We start from the raw sequence: 20,537 nt of genomic DNA on the forward strand, positions 1-20,537 counted from the left end.
ACACTAACCTAGCGCTTATGCCTTTTTATTAAGGTATGTATCAGGAGTTCTTATGTCACAATACAATCCCACAACAGCGGATTTTGAAGCTCTTTTAACAGAATCTTTTCAAACCAATGATCTTAATGAAGGATCCGTTGTTAAAGGTCGTGTCATCGCAATCGAAAAAGACATGGCTATTATTGATGCTGGACTAAAAGTCGAAGGACGTATTCCACTCAAAGAATTTGGAGCTAAAGGAAAAGACGGTTCCTTGCAAGTTGGCGATGAAGTTGAAGTTTACATTGAGCGCATTGAAAATGCGATGGGTGAAGCTGTTCTATCGCGTGAAAAAGCACGGCGCGAAGAAAGCTGGATCCGTTTAGAAGAAAAATTCAATGCTGGAGCACGCGTTGATGGCGTTATCTTTAGCCAAGTAAAAGGCGGGTTTACAGTCGATCTCGATGGTGCTGTTGCTTTCTTGCCTCGTAGCCAAGTCGATATTCGCCCCATTCGTGATGTTTCACCTCTCATGCACAATTCGCAATCCTTTGAGATTTTAAAAATGGATCGTCGTCGTGGTAATATTGTTGTTTCACGTCGTACTGTCTTAGAGGAAAGCCGTGCCGAACAGCGTTCAGAAATCGTACAAAATCTTGAAGAAAACCAAATCGTTGAAGGTGTTGTTAAAAATATCACTGATTATGGTGCCTTTGTTGATCTTGGTGGAATTGACGGACTCCTCCACGTTACAGATATGGCTTGGCGGCGTGTTAACCCCCCATCTGAGGTTCTCACAATTGGACAAACTATTAAAGTTCAAATCATTCGTATCAATCAAGATACACACCGTATCTCTCTTGGTATGAAACAGCTTGAAAGTGATCCTTGGGAAAGCATCAGCGCTCGATATCCTGTTGGTAAAAAAATTACTGGTGCTGTTACCAATATCACAGATTACGGTGGTTTTGTTGAAATAGAACCCGGAATCGAAGGGTTGATCCACGTTTCCGAAATGAGTTGGACAAAGAAAAATGTTCATCCAGGAAAACTTCTTTCCACATCACAAGAAGTAGAAGTTGTTGTTTTGGAAATTGATCCTTCTAAACGGCGTATTTCTCTTGGCTTAAAACAAACATTTGAAAATCCATGGATTGCTTTTGCCAATAAATTTCCTGTTAATTCACAAATCGAAGGAGAGGTCAAAAACAAAACAAAATTTGGTCTCTTCATTGGGCTTGAAGGTGATGTCGACGGCATGGTTCATCTCTCTGATCTTGATTGGAATCGCCCTGGTGAACAAGTCATTGATACTTACAATAAAGGTGATATCGTTAAGGCTGTTGTCTTGGATGTTGACATTGAAAAAGAACGTATCTCTCTTGGAATTAAGCAACTTTCCAATGACAAAGTTGGGGAAGCTGCTGCGGCTGGTGAACTTCGCAAAGGTGCTGTAGTAACATGTGAAGTGATTGCAGTTAATGACAATGACATTGGTGTGAAATTGATTGACCACAATCTTGAAACAACCATCCGTCGCGCTGACTTGGCTCGTGATCGTGATGAACAGCGCCCTGAACGTTTTTCAATTGGTCAAAGAATTGATGCCCGCATCACTGCATTTGATAAAAAAACACGTAAACTTTCAGTGTCTATCAAAGCTTTAGAAATTGCAGAGGAAAAAGAAGCTGTTGCACAATATGGTTCTACGGATTCAGGTGCTTCTCTTGGTGATATTCTCGGCGCAGCTTTGAAAAAACAAGAACAAGATTAATGTTCAATTGCTAACACAATAATTAAAACTAAGGTCGCTTATCTTTCTAGCGACCTTTTTTATTCTTAAAAGAAGTTTTCCGCTGATTTCTTCAATGATCGCGTCAAAAATTATAAAGACTCTTACAAGAAAAATAAAAAGTTTATTTTTTTCTATGAACTGCTCATGAGTAAGATAAAGTGCTCACAGCTCCTTAAACATAAAGAAACCATGTAATTGAATAGCAATAGAAAATTATGGCACTTACAATATCTTTCATGAAATGGTTTTGTTCTCAACAAACTAAAACCCATTCTCTTACTCAAACCAATTTTCCCCTTCACTCAACTTATAAATCACAGGATGAACTTTATAAATTAGACTATGATATAGCCTCCCAAAAAGAAATCATACTTCCTGAATATAAAGGAGAAAATCATTTTCATAAAAGATTGAATAAAAATGCCAAACTTATTCTCCATGCCTTTCAAACCAGCGATATTGCCGCTTGGAATGATGAAACCATTGCACCAGCTGCTCAATGGCTGATTGATAATCATTATACTATTGACAAAACTATACAACAACTCCGTCGTAATTTATCCAAGTCCTTTATCAAGCAACTTCCCGTTTATAAACAAAAGGAAAGCATCCCACGTATCTTTGCTTTAGCTTGGCTTTATATTGCTCATACAGATAGCGGATTTTCACAAAAAACACTCACGGCTATGATCAATGGATTTCAAGAAATCCATGCCCTTAAAATTGCTGAATTATGGGCGCTTCCTTCTGTCATACAAATGCTTTTAATTGAAAATGTTGGTCGTCTTTCATTGCGTATTGAACAAACACAGTTTATGCACCATCTTGCGCATAAAGTCGCTGATAAAATTTCTCTTGCAGACAATGAAATAAAATTACACACTCTTTTTACGCGCTATGAACCGTTCATTGTTAATCCAACCTTTTCAACGCATTTATTCTACCGTCTGCGTGGTGCATCTGTCGATACAACAACCGCATTAACTTGGCTTGAAAAGCAATTACAAAGCCGAGGCAGTAATTTAGAAATTGTGACAGCGGATGAACATACCCGCCAAGCAGCAGATGGTGTAACTATGGGCAATATTATTCGTGCCCTTAAAACCATTGATGATGTTGATTGGACAGTATGGTTTGAAACTGTCAGTTCAGTCGATTCTATTTTGCGTGAAAAGAGCGATTTTTCCGAAATTGATCCCCATTCCCGTAATATTTATCGACAAGTCATTGAAAAAATTGCATGTCTTTCGCCTCTTAGTGAACTGCAAGTTGCACGTAAAGCTGTAGAAATGGCACACTCTTCCTCTCAAGAGTCTTCTTATCGTAGTCATTCCTCTGTTGGCTGGCTGGTATCTGGTTGACGGTGGGCGTTACGCTTTTGAAAAAGCTTGTGGGTACACTCCACCTCTTTTCATAAAATGGATACGTGCTTTCTTTGATTCAAAAATTAAAACTATTGCCATTCCTGTCTCTGTTTTAACGCTCACTCTTTTACTTGCAATTTATTTTCTGTTACAGACATCTCGCATGGCTCCATGGATGTCCATTCTTTTTACCGCATTAGCGCTTTTCCTGCTATGGATGTGGCTTTTGCCTTCTTCAATACCGTTGTTTCATGATTTATCCCATCAAAACAGCTTATTGGTTATCAATATAAAGCGGGTATTCCTCAACACGCCCGCACAATGGTCGTTGTGCCAACTCCCATCACTTCACGTGATGGTATTGATGAACAAGTGCGCAATCTTGAAGTACATTATCTTTCCAATCCCAAAGGCGCCATTCATTTTGCCCTCATAACGGATTGGGGGGATGCGCCCTTGGAAGAAACACAAGCTGATCTTGATCTGCTGCATTATGCGCAGAGAAATATTGATGAACTTAATCGCCGTTATCATCATGACATCCCCCTCTTTTTTCTTTTACACCATCGACGTCTTTATAATAACAGCGAAAAATGCTGGATGGGTTGGGAAAGAAAACGTGGCAAACTTCATGAACTCAATCTGTTATTAAGAGGCCACAAAAACACAAGTTTTTATCCCCCAAATCCACATCTTCCCATGGATTGCCGTTTTGTGATGACTTTGGATTCAGATACACGTCTTACCCCTGAAAGTGTTACAAAACTCGTTGGAAAACTTAACCATCCACTCAATCTTCCCACTTTTGATCCACATAATGAAAAAGTTGTAAAAGGCTATAGCATTTTACAACCTCGTATTACACCTTCTCTTACAACAGGAAAAACAACATCAATTCTGCAACGTATTTTTTCTACCAATCGTGGAATTGACCCTTATGTCTTTGTGGTTTCTGACACGTATCAAGATCTTTTGGGAGAAGGAACTTTCGTTGGTAAAGGTCTTTATAATATTGATGCATTTCAACAAGCCCTTAATGGTAAAATTAAGGAAAATACTGTTCTTAGTCACGACCTCTTGGAGGGAGGATATGCATGCACTGCATTGGTGAGTACCATAGAAGTCATTGAAGATTATCCAACAGCCTATAATATTGATGTTATGCGTCATCACCGTTGGGTTCGTGGTGACTGGCAACTCTTGCCTTATCTCTTCGCCCCTCATCAAATTAGTTCCGCTACACGTTGGAAAATGCAAGATAACCTGCGCTGTTCTCTCACACCACTTATGTGGTTGATTGCAGCAATCACAGGATGGTCTCTTTTACCGTTTCAAAGTGCAATCATCTAGCAAACATTCTTGCTCCTTAGCCTCTTCGTTTCACCCATTTTAGACATATTACAAACTCTTATTCCCTCAAATATTGCTCATTCTCTGCATGATGACTCTCTACAGGGACACCTTCAATCAATTTTAAGCAAAATTGCTCTCACAGCAGCAGAGATATTTCTTAAAACCGCGTTGATTGCTTACTCAGCTTATTTTATGACTGATGCGATTATCCGCTCACTCTATCGCATGATGATTTCAAAACAACATCTGCTGGAATGGAAAACCTCCGCTGCAACAAAATCGATTCCTAATAGTTTAGATTTCTATATCCTCACAATGTGGCCAGCATCACTTATTGGGATTATTTGCTGTAACATTGCCTCTACTTTCACATTCTCCAGCAAGTTTTATCGCTTTGCCCTTCGGACTAGCATGGTTTGTCAGTCAACCTGCAACATTTCAAGATACCCTTGATATATCGTCTGAAGATAAAAAAATACTTCGAAATATCGCACGACGGACATGGCTCTATTATGCAACTTTTGTTAACGCAGAAAACAACCATTTACCGCCCGATAATTTCCAAGAAGACCCCAAACCTCTCATTGCCCAACGCACCTCCCCCACTAATATTGGAATTTATCTTCTTTCTACTATTGCTGCATGTGATTTTGGTTGGATTAGTTTTGAAGAAACTCTTACCCGCGTTGAATGTACATTGAGCACTCTTGCAAAAATGGAAAAATTCCGTGGACACCTCTATAATTGGTATGCAACTGACACACTCGCTCCTCTTTTGCCAACCTATATATCAACTGTTGATTCAGGAAACCTTGCCGGCCATTTGCTGACACTTTCTTCAGCCTCAAGTGAATGGGCTAAAACATCTCCTGTTTTTTTGCAAAGTGATCGAGCAGGCTTATTTGATGTCAATAATATTTTTGAAGAAACTGTCAAAGAAATTCCAGATAATCACCCCATTTTACATCCTTTACGTCAACAAATCGAAGAACACATCGCCCATTTTTATCGCTCTATTCGTGCTTTCACAGAAAAATCAGATTCGACCACTTCCCACATCACCAACCTTTTACTTAAAGCCCGTGAAATTGCGCGCTTAATAAATGAACTCGATCAAAAAATTTAAACGGCAGAATCTGCCCATGCATGTTGCTGGGCTCAATGCCTCATAGAAACCTGTAAGGTCCATCATTGTGATGCTATCGGTAGCCATGATATCGAAAAAATACGACAAAAATTAAATATTTTATCTGCAAATGCGCGACAAATAGTCTTTAATATGGAATTTGACTTTTTAGAACAGCCTGAACGGCAACTCTTGTCTATTGGCTATCGTGTTCAGGAAAACAAGCTTGATGAAGGCTGTTATGACCTTTTGGCTTCAGAAGCCCGTCTCTCAAGCCTTTTTGCCATTGCAAAAGGCGATATTAAATTCAAACATTGGTTTCATCTCGGTCGATTACTCATCCCAATTGGTTGGAAAGGTACCTTATTGTCATGGTCTGGCTCCATGTTCGAATATCTGATGCCATCTCTCATTATGCACGAACCGCTAGGATCAATATTGGATCAAACGAATAGATTAATTATTCGTCAGCAAATACAATATGGTCATGAACAACGACTACCATGGGGTATTTCAGAATCCGCATTTAATGCTCGCGATCACTTAATGAATTACCAATATGTCAGCTTTGGTGACCCAATCCTTGGATTCAAACGTGGTCTCTCACGCAATGCCGTTATTGCTCCTTACGCAAGCCTTTTAGCAGCGCAATATATGCCCTCTCACGCCGTAAAAAATTTAAAAAGACTCCGTAATCTTGGAGCTTTCGGACCATACGGTTATTACGACTCTGTCGATTTTACTCCTTCATGTGTACCGACAGGAGAAAAATATGCCGTTGTACGTAATTATTATGCACACCATCATGGCATGTCAATTCTTGCTATCAACAATGTTATTTTTGAAGGGCGCATGCGTAATCGTTTTCATCGTGATCCAGTCATTGAAGCAACACATTTGTTATTACAGGAAAGAGCTCCACATCAAATTCCTATCATTGATACAAAAATTGTCAATTCCATGTGCAATAATTCTCAAGGATGTGATGATGCTCCTGCACGCATTATCACGAACCCACTTCTCAAACCCCGTGTAACTTTACTGTTATCCAATGGTGCTTATTCTACAATGTTGACAGCCAATGGTACCGGTTATAGCCGTTGGCATGATTACGCGATTACGCGCTTTATTCCTGATGCAACAGAAGATCAACAGGGTATTTTATTCTTTCTCCATGACACACAAAGTGGTCGATGGAGATCTGTTACCAGTGAACCAACACGCGTTATTGAGGAAGAAGCTGTTAGCATTTTTACAGATGAAAAAGCTGATTATATGAAAATGGTTGACGGTATAAAATCAACGCTTTAATGTCTCGTTACATCCGAAAATGATGGTGAAAGTCGACGTCTCCAACTTGTGAATACAACCAATAAAGATCGCTTCATTGAGGTGACTTCTTATGGTGAATTGGCGCTCGCCACAATGGAAACAGACTTCGCTCATCCTATTTTTTCACGTATGTTTATAGAAACCGAGATTGCTGAAGAAGGAAGGACAATTTTTGCCAAAAGGCGTAAACGCTCGCCTAGTGACCCTGAGATTCAAGTGACCCATTTTGTTACCGATATAACAAAGAGTATCCAAGAAACAGAAGCTGAAACGGATCGTTCTCTCTTTATTGGTCGCGGGCGTTCTCTTCATCGACCTGCTGCATTTGATCAAAATGCTCGTTTTAGCAACAGCCAAGGCTGCGTGCTTGATCCAATCATCTCACTTCGCTGCCGTGTAAAAATCCCTGCACATGAAAAAGCAGAACTCATTTTTTGGACTTTTGCTGCTCATTCAAAAGAAACACTACAAAATCATATTAAACATTATCGACAACCCAATATGTTTCAACGAGAATTTTCGATGGCGTAGACACGCTCGCAAGTCTCACTATATCGAAACGATATTCATCCTAGAGAGGCAATGACTTATCAAAAATATGCAACACCACTTATTTATCCAGAACAGATATGGCGTCTCCCTCCCGAAATATTAGCAAAAACTCTTGGCAAACAATCTGATCTCTGGACAATGTCTATTTCAGGAGACATTACTATCTGACTTTTAAGATTAGATAATGAAATGGATATAACCGCACTGCGTGAACTCCTTAAAGCACATGAATATTGGCGTATACGTGACCTCATTGTTGATCTTGTTATTTTGAATGAACAGGCATTTTCTTATATACAGGATACGCAACGCGCTATTGAATGGGTATGCGAATCTTATCGATACCACTCCACTGAATCCGATAAACGCCAACATATTGTTACCCTTCGACGCGATCAAATGAATGAACAAAGTTTCAAGACACTTCTCGCATCAGCCCGTATTATCCTTCATGCGCAAAATGGATCTTTATCTGAACAACTCAAACATATGGAAAATATTGATTCTGATTTAGCACCATGCAATAACAATCAAGACTTTCATAATCAATTCAACCATAGAAAGTATGACAAAAGAAAGCAAGTCCCAACACCAACTGAACCCAATCTCTCTACTTCGATTGGTCTTATCGGCAAACAAAAAGCCTCATTCCTTCCTACGAATGGTAAAGATCTACAATATTGGAATGGTTATGGTGGTTTTAACCACTCTCATCATTATGTCATCCGTCTTCACGGACAGACAACTACGCCACATCCATGGATTAATGTCATTGCTAACCACGCCTTTGGTTTCCATGTCTCTGCTGAAGGTGCACTCTTTACTTGGGTCGACAATAGCCGCGATTATCAATTAACTCCTTGGGCAAATGATCCTGTTTCTAACCGCCCAGGAGAGGCGCTTTATCTTGCCGATCGCCTATCCTTAAAACGTTTTTCACCAATTTCTGCCGTTGAATGCGATAAAAATGTGGTTTATGAGGTTTGCCATGGTTTTAGATTCTCTACATTTAAATCCACACATTCAGAGATTGCACTAGAACTCACTCACACGCTTGATCAAAAACAACCTGTTCGTTTTTCACGTCTCATCCTCAAAAATGAAGGAAAAAAATCACGCAGTTTACGCCTTTATAATTATGTTGAATGGGTTTTGGGTAATGTTCGCACAAAACATGCACCTTTTATCCTTCCTTCTTATGATGCCAAACGTGGTGCACATTTTATTCAAAATCCTTATCACATTGAAAAATCTCAACAAGTAGCATTTTTATCAGCATCCGAAATGCCAACCAGCACCACCACCAATCGTCGTGAATTTATCGGTCCAACAGGAACTGTTACACATCCACATGCTATCCGAAAAGCTGGTGCCCTTTCAAATAGGATTGAAGCAGGAGGTGATCCTTTCTCTGCATTTGCCTATGAGCCTATGATATGGATCTGTTACCAGGAGAAACAAAAGAAATAATCTTTTATCTTGGCAGTGCAGAAAACAGGCAAGAAGCTGAAAAATTATTAGATCACGTGCGGACAAGCGAGTCTGCAACCCTCTTAACACAGCAAAAACAACAATGGAGTGATTTTGTTTCTCCTTTCCAAGTAAAAACACCTGATCCTTCTTTTGATATTATGGTCAATCATTGGCTTCCTTACCAGACCTATGTCTGCCGTATGTTAGCGCGGGCGGCTTTTTATCAAGTCAGTGGTGCATTTGGCTTCCGCAATCAATTGCAAGACAGTTTATTTTTATTATTGCTAAAACCACAACTCGCATGTCAACAATTGTTAAACGCCGCCGCGCATTAATTTCCCGAAGGCGATGTACAACATTGGTGGTTGCCTCACACCAATGCTGGTGTTCGTACACGCATTTCCGATGATATTGTTTGGCTTGCCTATGAAACAGCTCTTTATGTCCATACGACTGGTGACTACGAATTGCTTGATACCCCCATTGCTTTTATTGAAGGCGATTCTATGAACATTGGACAACATGATGCTTATTTTCAGCCCTTACAATCTTCAAAAACAGCAACACTTTATGAACATTGTGCTTTAGCTTTAGATTTTGCCATCAAACGCTGCGGAAAGCATGGACTTCCCCTTATTTTAGACGGTGATTGGAATGATGGTATGAATTTAGTGGGCATTAGAAGAAATGGGGAAAGCACTTGGTTGGGGTGGTTTCTTGGCACCACATTACAAGCATTCATCACCATTGCCAAAAACCGTGGTGACAGCAGCCATATATAAACATGGAGTGCATATCTTAAACGTTTAAAAAAATCCCTAGAAAAAAACGGTTGGGATGGTGCTTGGTATCAACGTGGTTACTTTGATGATGGAACTCCTCTTGGTTCCCAAATAAATGATGAATGCCAAATTGATACGATTGCTCAATCTTGGGCTGTCATTTCTCAAATGGCACCACTTAAGCGCCAAAAACAAGCAATGGCATCAATGCTTGAATATCTATGGGATGAAAAAGGCGGTCTTATACGCCCTTTCTGGCCACCTTTTGATAAAAGCACTCTCGAACCCGGTTATATAAAAGCTTATCCACCAGGAATTCGGGAAAATGGTGATCAATACAAGCATGGTGCCATTTGGAGCATCTTAGCGCTTACGCAAATGGGGGAAAGCGATAAAGCTTATAGTTTATTTTCTATGATAAACCCCATCACTCATGGGACAAATCCTGATATTTATCGTGTTGAACCTTATGTTATGGCTGCAGATATTTACGCTGTTGAACCACGTCGTGGACAAGGCGGTTGGACATGGTATACAGGCTCATCTGGTTGGTTTTATCGCGCCGCAACACACGCCATTCTTGGCATTAATCGTCAAGGCAATTTATTGTTCTTAAAACCAAATTTACCCTCCTTTTGGCCTGAATATGAAGTAAAAATGACATTTCATGATGCTGTTTATAACATTAAAGTAAAATGGGGATCTGAAAATAAACTTAGTGTTAATGGTAAAAAATATACCAAAGTTCATGCAGGAATACAGTTACAAAAAACGGGAAAACACGAAATTATACGTACCGTTAAATGTTAACACCAAAAAATAAAAGTTTTTTTATTCTTGCCCAAAATCTTAGAGTTGTTATAGTTTCTGCCGTCCCTATATTGATTACGTTGGTGCACAGTAATTTTGCATTCACAAAACTGAAAGAAAAAGGGTTATGAATCACCCAGATATTGCGAGACGTGTTTATAACAATACTTGGAAACTTGATCCTATTATTCGTTCACTTCTGGATACGGATTTTTATAAACTTCTCATGGTACAGATGATTTGGGGGCTTTATCCCAATGTAAATGTTACCTTCTCCCTTATAAACCGAACCAATACAATCCGTTTTGCTGATGATATTGATGAGGGTGAATTGCGTGCTCAACTTGATCATGCTCTTAGTTTACGTTTTACGAAAAAAGAAATGATTTGGCTTGCTGGTAATACATTTTATGGACGTAAACAAATTTTCACACCAGATTTTCTTCATTGGCTTGAGAATTTTCAACTGCCAGAATATGAGTTAACCCGTAAAGATGGTCAATATATCCTCCATTTTCATGGTCTATGGACCCATAGTTCCATGTGGGAAATCCCTGCTCTTGCTATTATCAGTGAATTGCGTTCACGGGCTGCTATGAAAAATTTGGATCGTTTTGCTCTTGATGTACTTTATGCACGTGCCAAAGCAAAAATGTGGAGTAAAGTTGAACGTCTTAAAAAATTTCCTGATATTAAAATATCTGACTTTGGAACAAGACGTCGCCATTCTTTTTTATGGCAACGTTGGTGTGTTGAAGCACTAAAAGAAGGAATTGGCAATTCTTTTACAGGGACTTCCAATGTTCTTCTCGCTATGGATACAGATTTAGAAGCTCTTGGCACCAATGCACATGAATTGCCCATGGTTATTGCTGCTCTTGCCAATAATGATAACGAGTTGCGTCAAGCTCCTTATAAAGTTCTCCAAGATTGGAACCGTTATTATGGTGGAAATCTTCTCATTGTTTTGCCTGATACCTTTGGTACAGAAGCATTTTTACGCAATGCACCAGATTGGGTAGCTGATTGGACAGGTTTCAGACCAGACAGTGCTCCACCCATTGAAGGAGGCGAACGTATTATCCAATGGTGGAAAGAAAAAGGGAAAGATCCACGTGAAAAATTACTGATTTTTTCTGATGCACTTGATGTCAATACAATTGAAAAAACCTACCATCATTTCCATGGAAAAGTTCGTATGAGTTTTGGATGGGGAACAGACCTTACTAATGATTTTGTAGGCTGTGCACCCCAAAAAATTGCCAACTTTGATGCTCTTTCCCTTGTTTGTAAAGTTACGAATGCCAATGGACAGCCAGCCGTAAAACTCTCCGATAATCCTGAAAAAACCATCGGTGATCCGCAAGAAATACAGCGTTATCTCAATTTCTTTGGGAATGAAAAACGTGTTGCTAGACCTGTAAAGATTTAATCACAAACCTATTTGTATGAAATAAAAGATAAACAACTAAAAAATCAATTACCGATTGATTAAGAGGGTGCAGCTTCTCACAAATTAACAAAAAAGTATATCCGTCTAGAAATATCATCCACCCTTGCTTATTAAAGTGGCTTTATGAACATTGGGATGAAAATACATTGTTTTCTCTGCTCATAAACTTGTTTTCACGAATATATTATTCTCTCTCATGAACTGTTTGAAAAAGCTTATTATTTTATATCCTTCTTGATATAAAGACGTTACGCTATCAATTTTAAGGAACAAAATCTTTATCAAGAAACTCTCATAAATTCGTCAAAGATAGACTCCTAAAGCCTTTTTTTACCCACTATGAAGATGGACGTGTCACAATATACACAGCAATAAACAGTAAAATAGCAGCAATTAACAAAGCAAGCCACAAAGCAGGGTGCGCTATTACTAAAAAAGATAAAAAACCTCCCGCCATACTTACCACCGCAATAACTTTAACAAATTTGGAAATAGCCCCCTTTTCTTCCCATTGTTTAATAGGCGGACCCAAAACATGGTGATTATGCAACCAACAATGAAAACGTGGTGATGAACGAGCAAAACACCATGAAGCAACTAATAAAAAAGGCACCGTTGGCATAATAGGTAATACTATCCCGATAACACCTAATATAACCATGGCCCACCCTGCTATATAATAGCAGATACGCAAAGGGTGCGATATCTTAAAATCTTTTTTCATTTTTTAGCACCATTGTCCTCTAGAAAGACCCTTGTATATCTTTTCTTGTTTTTCACATGCTTTAGCGCACAACAGCTATAGCGTTTACTAGCCATACACCTTTATTCGTAAGGGTATTTTCTGTGATAACCTCTTTTAAAGCATAAAATAGCCTACGCAATACTATATTCATTTCAAATTTTTCAAGCAATAAGAATAAATTTTCAGAAAAGCTCAAAATAAAAAAGGCTGCAGAATAAATCAATGCAGCCTTTTAATTACAAATGGAGCACTTAGGGAGGAGAATATATACTGCACTCATCTGCTAGATATTAGGATGAAAATGACCTAGTACCTCGGCTTCTAATTAAAACAAGCATGAGAAACAACATACAAAAATGCATGACTGCTATGAACACATTTTATTGCCCTTAAATTTCCTGAATCGCACTTTTACGAAAGAAAAGTGACATAAAAATAGCGATAAAAATGAGTGTTAAAATCAACACAATTGTGGAAGCAGAATCAGAGCCGATAAATAAGCTTAGATAAATTCCTAAAAAACCAGAAAAAGCTGCAACAAGTATAGCAATCACCAACATAAAAGAAAATCGCTTCGTGATAAGATAGGCAATTGCTCCTGGTGCTATCAATAAAGAAATAACGAGAACAATACCAACAGCTTTCAAAGCCGCAACAATGGTGAGAGAAATCATTGTTAAAAGAGTATAATGGAGTACCGATATCCGCAACCCCATTGCACGACCTTGAACTGAATCAAAAATATACAGCATAAAATCGCGCCATTTTGCTCCTAGAATGAAGGTGACAATAGTAGAAATTATCGCTGTCTGTGTAATATCAAGCCAGTTAACACCCAAGAGATTACCAAATAGAATATGATTCAAATCTAAGCTGCTATAAATAGCCGTTGCTAAGACAAGCCCCAAACCAAACATCGAGGAAAAAACAACACCCATCACCGTATCCTGTTTGATGCGACTATTGCTCCCTAAAAAACCCGTCAAAATAGAGCAAATCATACCCGCGACAAAAGCACCGCACGTAATCAAAGTCATTGTAACATTCTCTGGACGTACATGCTGAAACCAAGGAAATGGCAAAGAAGAAAAAAATGCTATCACCCACGGCGTTGTCATATAACCAATCACAACACCTGGAAAAACGGCATGCGAAATTGCATCTCCCAAAAGAGCCCACCCTTTTAAAATAAGAAAACAAGATAGCATTGCCATAGGAATAGAAAGAATCGTGACAATAATCATGCCCTTAAGCATAAAAGAAAATTGAAAAGGAAGTAGTAATTGATCAATCATGATAACATCACACCTTTTTTTGCCGCTTTTATACGTAAGCGCGCAGCAATATACCCATGTTTAGGGGCAAAAATAAAAGCCATCATAAACAAAAATGCTTGGAACAGAACAACAACACCACCTGTTTGTGCATTCAAAAAATAACTCACATAAACACCCAATATGCTTGTGAATGTCCCAATCAGCACTGCAATAATCAAAACGTTCACAAAACGATCACTTAAGAGATAAGCTGTTGCCCCAGGCGTCACAACAAGACAAATGACCAAGAATGCACCAACTGTTTGCATGGCAGCAACGGTACAAGCGGCAAGGAGTGTGAAAAAAAGAATCTTTAACAACTTTACATTTAATCCAATAGCACGCGCATGTGTTTCATCGAATAAAGAAACGAGGAGATCTTTCCATTTCAAAAGCAATATAAACAAAGAAAAAAAACCAATAAAAGCCAATTGCACAATATCTGATGAACTGACGGCTAAAATATTTCCCAAAACAATTGTATCAATATTAACTGCCATTGGTTTTAATGATTTGAGAAATAACCCAAAAGCAAAAAAGGAAGAAAAAATGAGACCAATAATGGTATCTTCTTTCAGTTTTGTCCGGTGATTAAAAAAAAGCATAGCTGCAGCCGCAAGCCCACCAGAAAAAAAAGCTCCAAGCGAAAAAGGTAACCCTAAAAGATAAGCTCCTGCTACACCAGGAACAATGGAATGGGAAAGTGCATCGCCAATCAACGACCAACCTTTTAACATCAGAAAAGCAGAAAGAAAGGCGCAAACACACCCAACTAACCCCGAAACCCACATCGCATTAACCATATATTGGTAGCTCAGTGGTTCAAGCAACCAAGAAATCATGCAACATGCTCCATATTTTGCGTATTCTCAGAAAAGGGAAATTGTTTGCTCCCTGCAAAGACATCATTTTTTTTTGTGCTTTGAAGATCAAAAATATGATGGTGTAAAGCACCACCAAAAGTTTTCTCAAGATTTTCTTTTGTAAAGACAGTTTCCGTGAGCCCTGAAGCCAAAACCGTTCCCTTTATTAAAATTGTGTGATCACAAAATTCACGAACAGAGCCCAAATTGTGGGTAGAAACTAATATCACAGCCCCTTCTTTACGTAGGTCTTGTAACAAAGCAATAATTTTATCTTCTGTTGTGACATCAACCCCTGTAAATGGCTCATCTAACAAAATAGCTTTTGCCTGCTGTGCAAGAGCGCGTGCTAGAAAAACACGCTTCTTCTGTCCACCAGAAAGTTCGCCAATTTGACGCTTGGCAAATGCCAACATATCGACGCGTTCTAATGCAACACGGACAGCTTCATAATCTCGCGCCCGTGCATAACGAAAGAAATTCATGTGACCATATCGTCCCATCAAAACAACATCTTCAACGAGAACAGGAAAATTCCAATCAACATCCTCACTCTGGGGAACATAAGCAATAAGATTTTTCTTCAAAGCCATATCAACAGGCAAACCAAACATGCGAATTTTTCCTTTTGATGGTCGCACAAAACCCATAATAGCTTTAAATAATGTTGACTTACCTGATCCATTAACGCCAACCAGTGCTGTAATAGAACTTGTTGGGCTCTTAAAATTCACTTCGCGCAATGCTGTGTGCCCATTCCGATAAGTTACTGTTACCCCTTGAGCAAATATTCCAGATCCGGTCATTGGCTTTTTACTCCATCTAATAAGGCATTGCTAATCCGCCCGCTTGTGACACGTAATAAATCAATATAGGTTGGAACCTCACCGTTTTTCTCACTCAAAGAATCTACATAAAGGACACCTCCGTATTTCGCTCCTGTTTCTCTCGCAACCTGTTTAGCAGGAGCAGGGGAAATAGTGCTTTCAGAAAAAACTGCATGGATATTGTATTTGCGAACCATATCAATAACATGCTTAACTTGCTGCGGTGTCCCTTGCTGATCAGCATTAATTGGCCACAAATAAAGTTCTTTCAGATCAAAATCACGCGCCAAATAGCTAAATGCACCTTCACTCGTAACAAGCCAACGCTTATCTTCTGGTACAGCTTCCAATTCCGCCCTGATTGGATCAATTGTTGCACGAATCTTCTGCTTATAAATTTCGGCATTTTCTTTATAAAGAGCAGCATGCTCAGGATCATATTTCACGAAAGCATCACGAATATTATCAACGTAAATCAAAGCTGAAGTTGGCGACATCCATGCATGCGGATTGGGCTTACCACTAAAAGGCCCCTCACCAATTTTAATCGGCACAATGCCCTCTGAAACAACAACACTTGGAACATCTTTAATATTTTGAAAAAACTTTTCAAACCAAAGCTCTAAATCCAAGCCATTCCACAATATAAGATTGGCTCCTTGCGCACGCATAAGATCGCGAGGTGTAGGTTGATATTCATGAATTTCAGCACCTGGTTTCGTAATTGATTCAACATCAGCGGCATCACCTGCTACATTTCTTGCCATATCAGCAATAATGGTGAATGTCGTAACAGCTTTAAATTTATCAGAACACAAAGCTAAATTGGGTGTGAAAAAAATAATACTTCCCCAAATTATAGTAAAAAACGTCTTTACGTTCATTTCTCCTCTCTTTCGTGCATAGTTTTTTCCTTATTGCTAATGATTTGCATTATTATTAACAATAACAGTTATTTTTCACATTTGCAATGAAAGATTCTGACAAAATAACTTTTAAAGATGTCTAAAAACATCCTTTCTTGCCTTTAAAAAAGACTGATGATTTAAAGAGAAACTTTTGCTACGGAAAACTTGTCTTTTAAAATAAAAAGCTCTCGAGATCTTGAATACGCAAAAAATAAAGGAGCACTCAAAAGTGCTCCTGCTTTATAAAGTGATAAAAAACAGATTCAACAACGTAGACTCGCGCCCGTCGCTTTGGTGACATTTTCCACCACTTTCAAAGTCAGCTCTTCTATATCTTCATCCGTTAAAGTTCGTTCAATAGGTTGAAGAACTATTTCAATGGCAATAGATTTTTTATCTTCACCAAGGCTTGAATCCTCAAAAACATCAAAAACCTGCACTGAATGAATCAGTTTTTTATCCGTTCCACTTGCAGCACGTACAATAAGAGAGGAAGCAACTGTTTTATCAACCACAAACGCAAAATCACGTCGTACCATTTGAAAAGGCGATAATTTTAAAGGAGAACGGCTTTTTGTTGCCTTTTTCTTTGGCTCTGGAATTCGATCAAGAAAAACTTCAAAACCACATAAAGGACCACTGACATCTAATGTTTCCAATGTAGCAGGATGGAAAACGCCAAAAAAGCCAAGAACAATCTTTGATCCAAGTTTTATAACCCCTGAACGACCAGGATGATACCAATCGGGTGCTCCAACTTTAATTTGAACCTTGCTAATATCTATACCGCATGCTTCTAAAACAGCCAATGCATCCGCTTTTGCATCAAAAACATCAACGGCTTTTGCATTACCATTCCAAAAGCGCCCTGCCCCTTCAAATCGTTCTGTTCCACGGCGAATTCCACCAGCAACACGTTGTTGTTTATCAGCTGTATCATCTTCGTAGATGCTGGAAACTTCAAAAAAAGCAAGATCAGGGAAACCACGATCAGCATTTCGTTGTGCCGCCACCAGCAAACCAGGTAAAAGAGAAGGACGCATTACGGACATATCAGCAGAAATAGGATTGACTAATTTAAGCTGTGCTTGACCACCTCCAAAAGCAAGTGCCTGTTTTTCGGAAATAAAGGACCAAGTTACAGCCTCTTTCATGCCACGATGTGCTAGAGCAAACCGTGCAACACGGGAAAGAAACTGCGAATTGGTTAAATTTTGACTTTTTTCCTTTGCAAAACTTTCCAATGGAATAGGCTTAATTTTATCTAGCCCATAAATCCTCATTACCTCTTCTACTAAATCCGCTTTACCAGAAATATCGAGGCGCCATGTTGGTACTTTAACTTTTACCACATCTCCTTCCCCTTCGATGCCAAATCCAAGCTGTGTCAAAATAGTGATGGCTTGTGCACGATCTATTTGCAAATGTGTCAAGCGTTTAATTTCAGAAAAAGGAAAGGCGATCTGTTTGATTTCTGGCTGCTGATAACCAATAATCTTTGTCTTTGAAACTTCACCACCACAAAGACGTAAGACCAGTTCTGTTGCAATCTCAAGTCCTTTTTCCATAAAAGCTGGATCAACACCACGCTCAAACCGATAGCGTGCATCACTGATAAGTCCTAATGCACGACCTGTCTGTGCAATACTCTTTGAATCCCAAAGCGCTGATTCAATAATAACGCGCTGTGTTGTCTCATCACAGCTTGTTCTTTCACCACCCATGATACCAGCAATAGAAACAACACCCTCTTCATCTGCAATGACACAATCATGAATCCCCAAATGATAGATTTTTCCGTTAAGCGCCTGAAGCTGCTCACCTTCACGACCACGCCGTACACTTAAATTGCCTTTAATCTTATCCGCATCAAAAACATGAAGCGGACGACCAAGATCAAAACTTATATAATTGGTCACATCAACCAGCGCATTAATTGGTCTCAAACCGATTGCATTCAAACGCCGCTGCATCCATTGCGGTGATGCACCATTTTGCACATTGCGTACTTCACGCCAAGCAAAGCCTAAAGATAACGCTGAATCTTGCGAAAAATCTAAAGAAACATCAAACGCTGTTTCAAAAGAAGCATCGAATTGTGGCAAGGATAACTCTTTTAACTGCCCAATTCCAGCAGCAGCAAGATCACGCGCAATGCCGCGAACACCTGTGCAATCAGAACGATTAGGTGTCAAACCAATATCAATGATCGGATCATTTAAACCTGCATAAACCGCAAATGACTCTCCAATCGGTGCATCTTCTGGAAGTTCGATAATGCCATCATACTCACTTGATAATTCAAGCTCTGCTTGTGAACACATCATCCCAAAACTTTCAATCCCGCGGATTTTCCCCACAGATAATGTTATATCAAGCCCAGGCACATAAGTACCTGGCAATGCAAGCACCCCAACAAGACCAGCGCGTGCATTGGGTGCCCCGCAAATAACTTGTACAGGTGTGCCAGACCCTATATCTACAGACAAAACTTGGAGTTTATCGGCGCCAGGATGTTTTATTGCCGTTAAAACTTCTGCAATTACAAAACCTTTTAAAGAAGAGCGGTCATCAACATGATCAACTTCAAGGCCTATAGCCGTTAGTTTATCACAAATTTCATCCAAAGACGCATCTGTTTCTAAGTGATCTTTCACCCACGACAATGTAAATTTCATTTTAAAACCTCACATCCAAACTATGATAAAATCACACTTTGCTTAAGCTTGGAAAAAAGCAGGCATATCAAAGCAGCGAAAGCCATAATGCTCTAACCAACGCAGATCAGCATCAAAAAAAGCCCGCAAATCGGGCATACCGTATTTTAACATAGCAATGCGATCAATACCCATTCCCCAAGCAAAACCTTGATACTCATCGGGATCTAAACCAACATTTTTCAATACCTGAGGATGTACCATTCCACATCCTAAAATTTCTAACCAATCCTCTCCTTCCCCAAAGCGTACTTCCGAACCAGAACGATCACACTGAATATCCACTTCCATAGACGGCTCGGTAAAAGGAAAAAAAGAAGGGCGAAAACGCATTTTGACAGAAGGAACCTCAAAAAAGGCTTTACAAAAGGTTTCATGAAGCCACATCATATGTGCAATGGTCGAGGTTTTATCAATCACAAGACCTTCTACCTGATGAAACATTGGTGAATGCGTTGCATCCGAATCCATACGGTACGTTTTTCCAGGAATAATAATCCGTATTGGTGCTTTTTGTTTTTCCATCGTACGAATTTGTACAGGAGATGTATGGGTCCGTAATAATTTCCGCTCTCCCGTTTTATCAGCATCAAAAAAGAAGGTATCATGCATTTCGCGCGCTGGATGACCCTCAGGAAAATTCAATGCCGTAAAATTATAATAATCTGTTTCAATATCTGGTCCCTCTGCAAGTGAAAAACCCATCTTCTTATAAATGGCTATAATTTCTTCAATCACCCGCGAAATAGGATGAATACGTCCCCGTTCTATAGGCGAAGAACGTACAGGCAAAGTAACATCAACCGTTTCACTAAAAAGGCGCGCATCCATTGCTTGGCGCCTCAGAAGATCACGTTTTTGCGTCCATAATTCTAAAACACGATTCTTTAATCCATTAAGAACTGGTCCAACTTTATGGCGCTCGCTAACATCCATCTTTCCTAATGCTTTTAATCTTTCTGAGATACTGCCTTTTTTGCCTAATGCTGCAATACGCACTGTCTCAAGTGCCTGTTCATCATTAGCGGCTTCTAAAGCTAAACAAATTTCTTGTTCCAGACGCTCAATATCGCTCATAGTCTTTGCCTATTTTTGTGAATAGAAAAAAACCCGCACCAGTAACAACCAGTACGGGATCCCGA

The 20,537-nt window shown here is 39.3% G+C and carries 9 protein-coding genes and 1 pseudogene; 3 read left to right on the plus strand and 7 right to left on the minus strand.

All coding sequences use genetic code 11. The features are described 5' to 3' along the window. The first annotated feature begins 52 nt into the window (after window positions 1–52). The 3 genes and pseudogenes from rpsA to pncB all read left to right on the plus strand — a co-directional run bounded on the left by rpsA (window position 53) and on the right by pncB (window position 11,998). A complete protein-coding gene (gene rpsA, locus J7R10_RS00270; protein ID WP_208436364.1) occupies window positions 53–1,753 on the plus strand; it encodes a 30S ribosomal protein S1 in 1,701 nt (566 codons plus the stop codon). Between the two features lie 236 nt (window positions 1,754–1,989). Beyond that, a pseudogene (locus J7R10_RS00275) lies at window positions 1,990–10,566 on the plus strand (glycoside hydrolase family 94 protein). A 127-nt stretch (window positions 10,567–10,693) separates the two neighbouring features. Next, window positions 10,694–11,998 carry a nicotinate phosphoribosyltransferase gene (gene pncB, locus J7R10_RS00280; RefSeq protein ID WP_010704582.1) on the plus strand — a complete coding sequence of 435 codons (1,305 nt, stop codon included), beginning with the start codon at window positions 10,694–10,696 and terminating at the stop codon, window positions 11,996–11,998. Between the two features lie 358 nt (window positions 11,999–12,356). On the opposite strand, the gene J7R10_RS00285 is transcribed toward pncB, so the two are convergent. The 7 genes from J7R10_RS00285 to pheS all read right to left on the minus strand — a co-directional run bounded on the left by J7R10_RS00285 (window position 12,357) and on the right by pheS (window position 20,472). Continuing rightward, a complete protein-coding gene (locus J7R10_RS00285; RefSeq protein WP_010704581.1) occupies window positions 12,357–12,743 on the minus strand; it encodes a YbaN family protein in 387 nt (128 codons plus the stop codon). A gap of 410 nt (window positions 12,744–13,153) precedes the next feature. Then, a complete protein-coding gene (locus tag J7R10_RS00290; protein WP_010704580.1) occupies window positions 13,154–14,059 on the minus strand; it encodes a metal ABC transporter permease in 906 nt (301 codons plus the stop codon). Then, window positions 14,056–14,922 carry a metal ABC transporter permease gene (locus J7R10_RS00295; protein ID WP_010704579.1) on the minus strand — a complete coding sequence of 289 codons (867 nt, stop codon included), beginning with the start codon at window positions 14,920–14,922 and terminating at the stop codon, window positions 14,056–14,058. The genes J7R10_RS00290 and J7R10_RS00295 overlap by 4 nt, the downstream gene beginning before the upstream one ends. Beyond that, window positions 14,919–15,749: a manganese/iron ABC transporter ATP-binding protein gene (locus J7R10_RS00300; protein WP_010704578.1), complete on the minus strand. Its 831-nt coding sequence runs from the start codon at window positions 15,747–15,749 to the stop codon at window positions 14,919–14,921. Before J7R10_RS00300 ends, J7R10_RS00295 begins: the two co-directional genes overlap by 4 nt. Beyond that, window positions 15,746–16,654, minus strand: a complete 909-nt coding sequence (locus J7R10_RS00305) for a metal ABC transporter substrate-binding protein (protein WP_010704577.1) — start codon at window positions 16,652–16,654, stop codon at window positions 15,746–15,748. Before J7R10_RS00305 ends, J7R10_RS00300 begins: the two co-directional genes overlap by 4 nt. 287 nt (window positions 16,655–16,941) lie before the next feature. Further along, window positions 16,942–19,356 carry a phenylalanine--tRNA ligase subunit beta gene (gene pheT, locus J7R10_RS00310; RefSeq protein WP_010704576.1) on the minus strand — a complete coding sequence of 805 codons (2,415 nt, stop codon included), beginning with the start codon at window positions 19,354–19,356 and terminating at the stop codon, window positions 16,942–16,944. 42 nt (window positions 19,357–19,398) lie between these two features. Next, window positions 19,399–20,472, minus strand: a complete 1,074-nt coding sequence (pheS, locus tag J7R10_RS00315) for a phenylalanine--tRNA ligase subunit alpha (protein ID WP_010704575.1) — start codon at window positions 20,470–20,472, stop codon at window positions 19,399–19,401. Window positions 20,473–20,537 lie beyond the last annotated feature (65 nt).

The organism is Bartonella vinsonii subsp. berkhoffii ATCC 51672 (genome assembly GCF_902825225.1).
Taxonomy (GTDB): domain Bacteria; phylum Pseudomonadota; class Alphaproteobacteria; order Rhizobiales; family Rhizobiaceae; genus Bartonella; species Bartonella berkhoffii.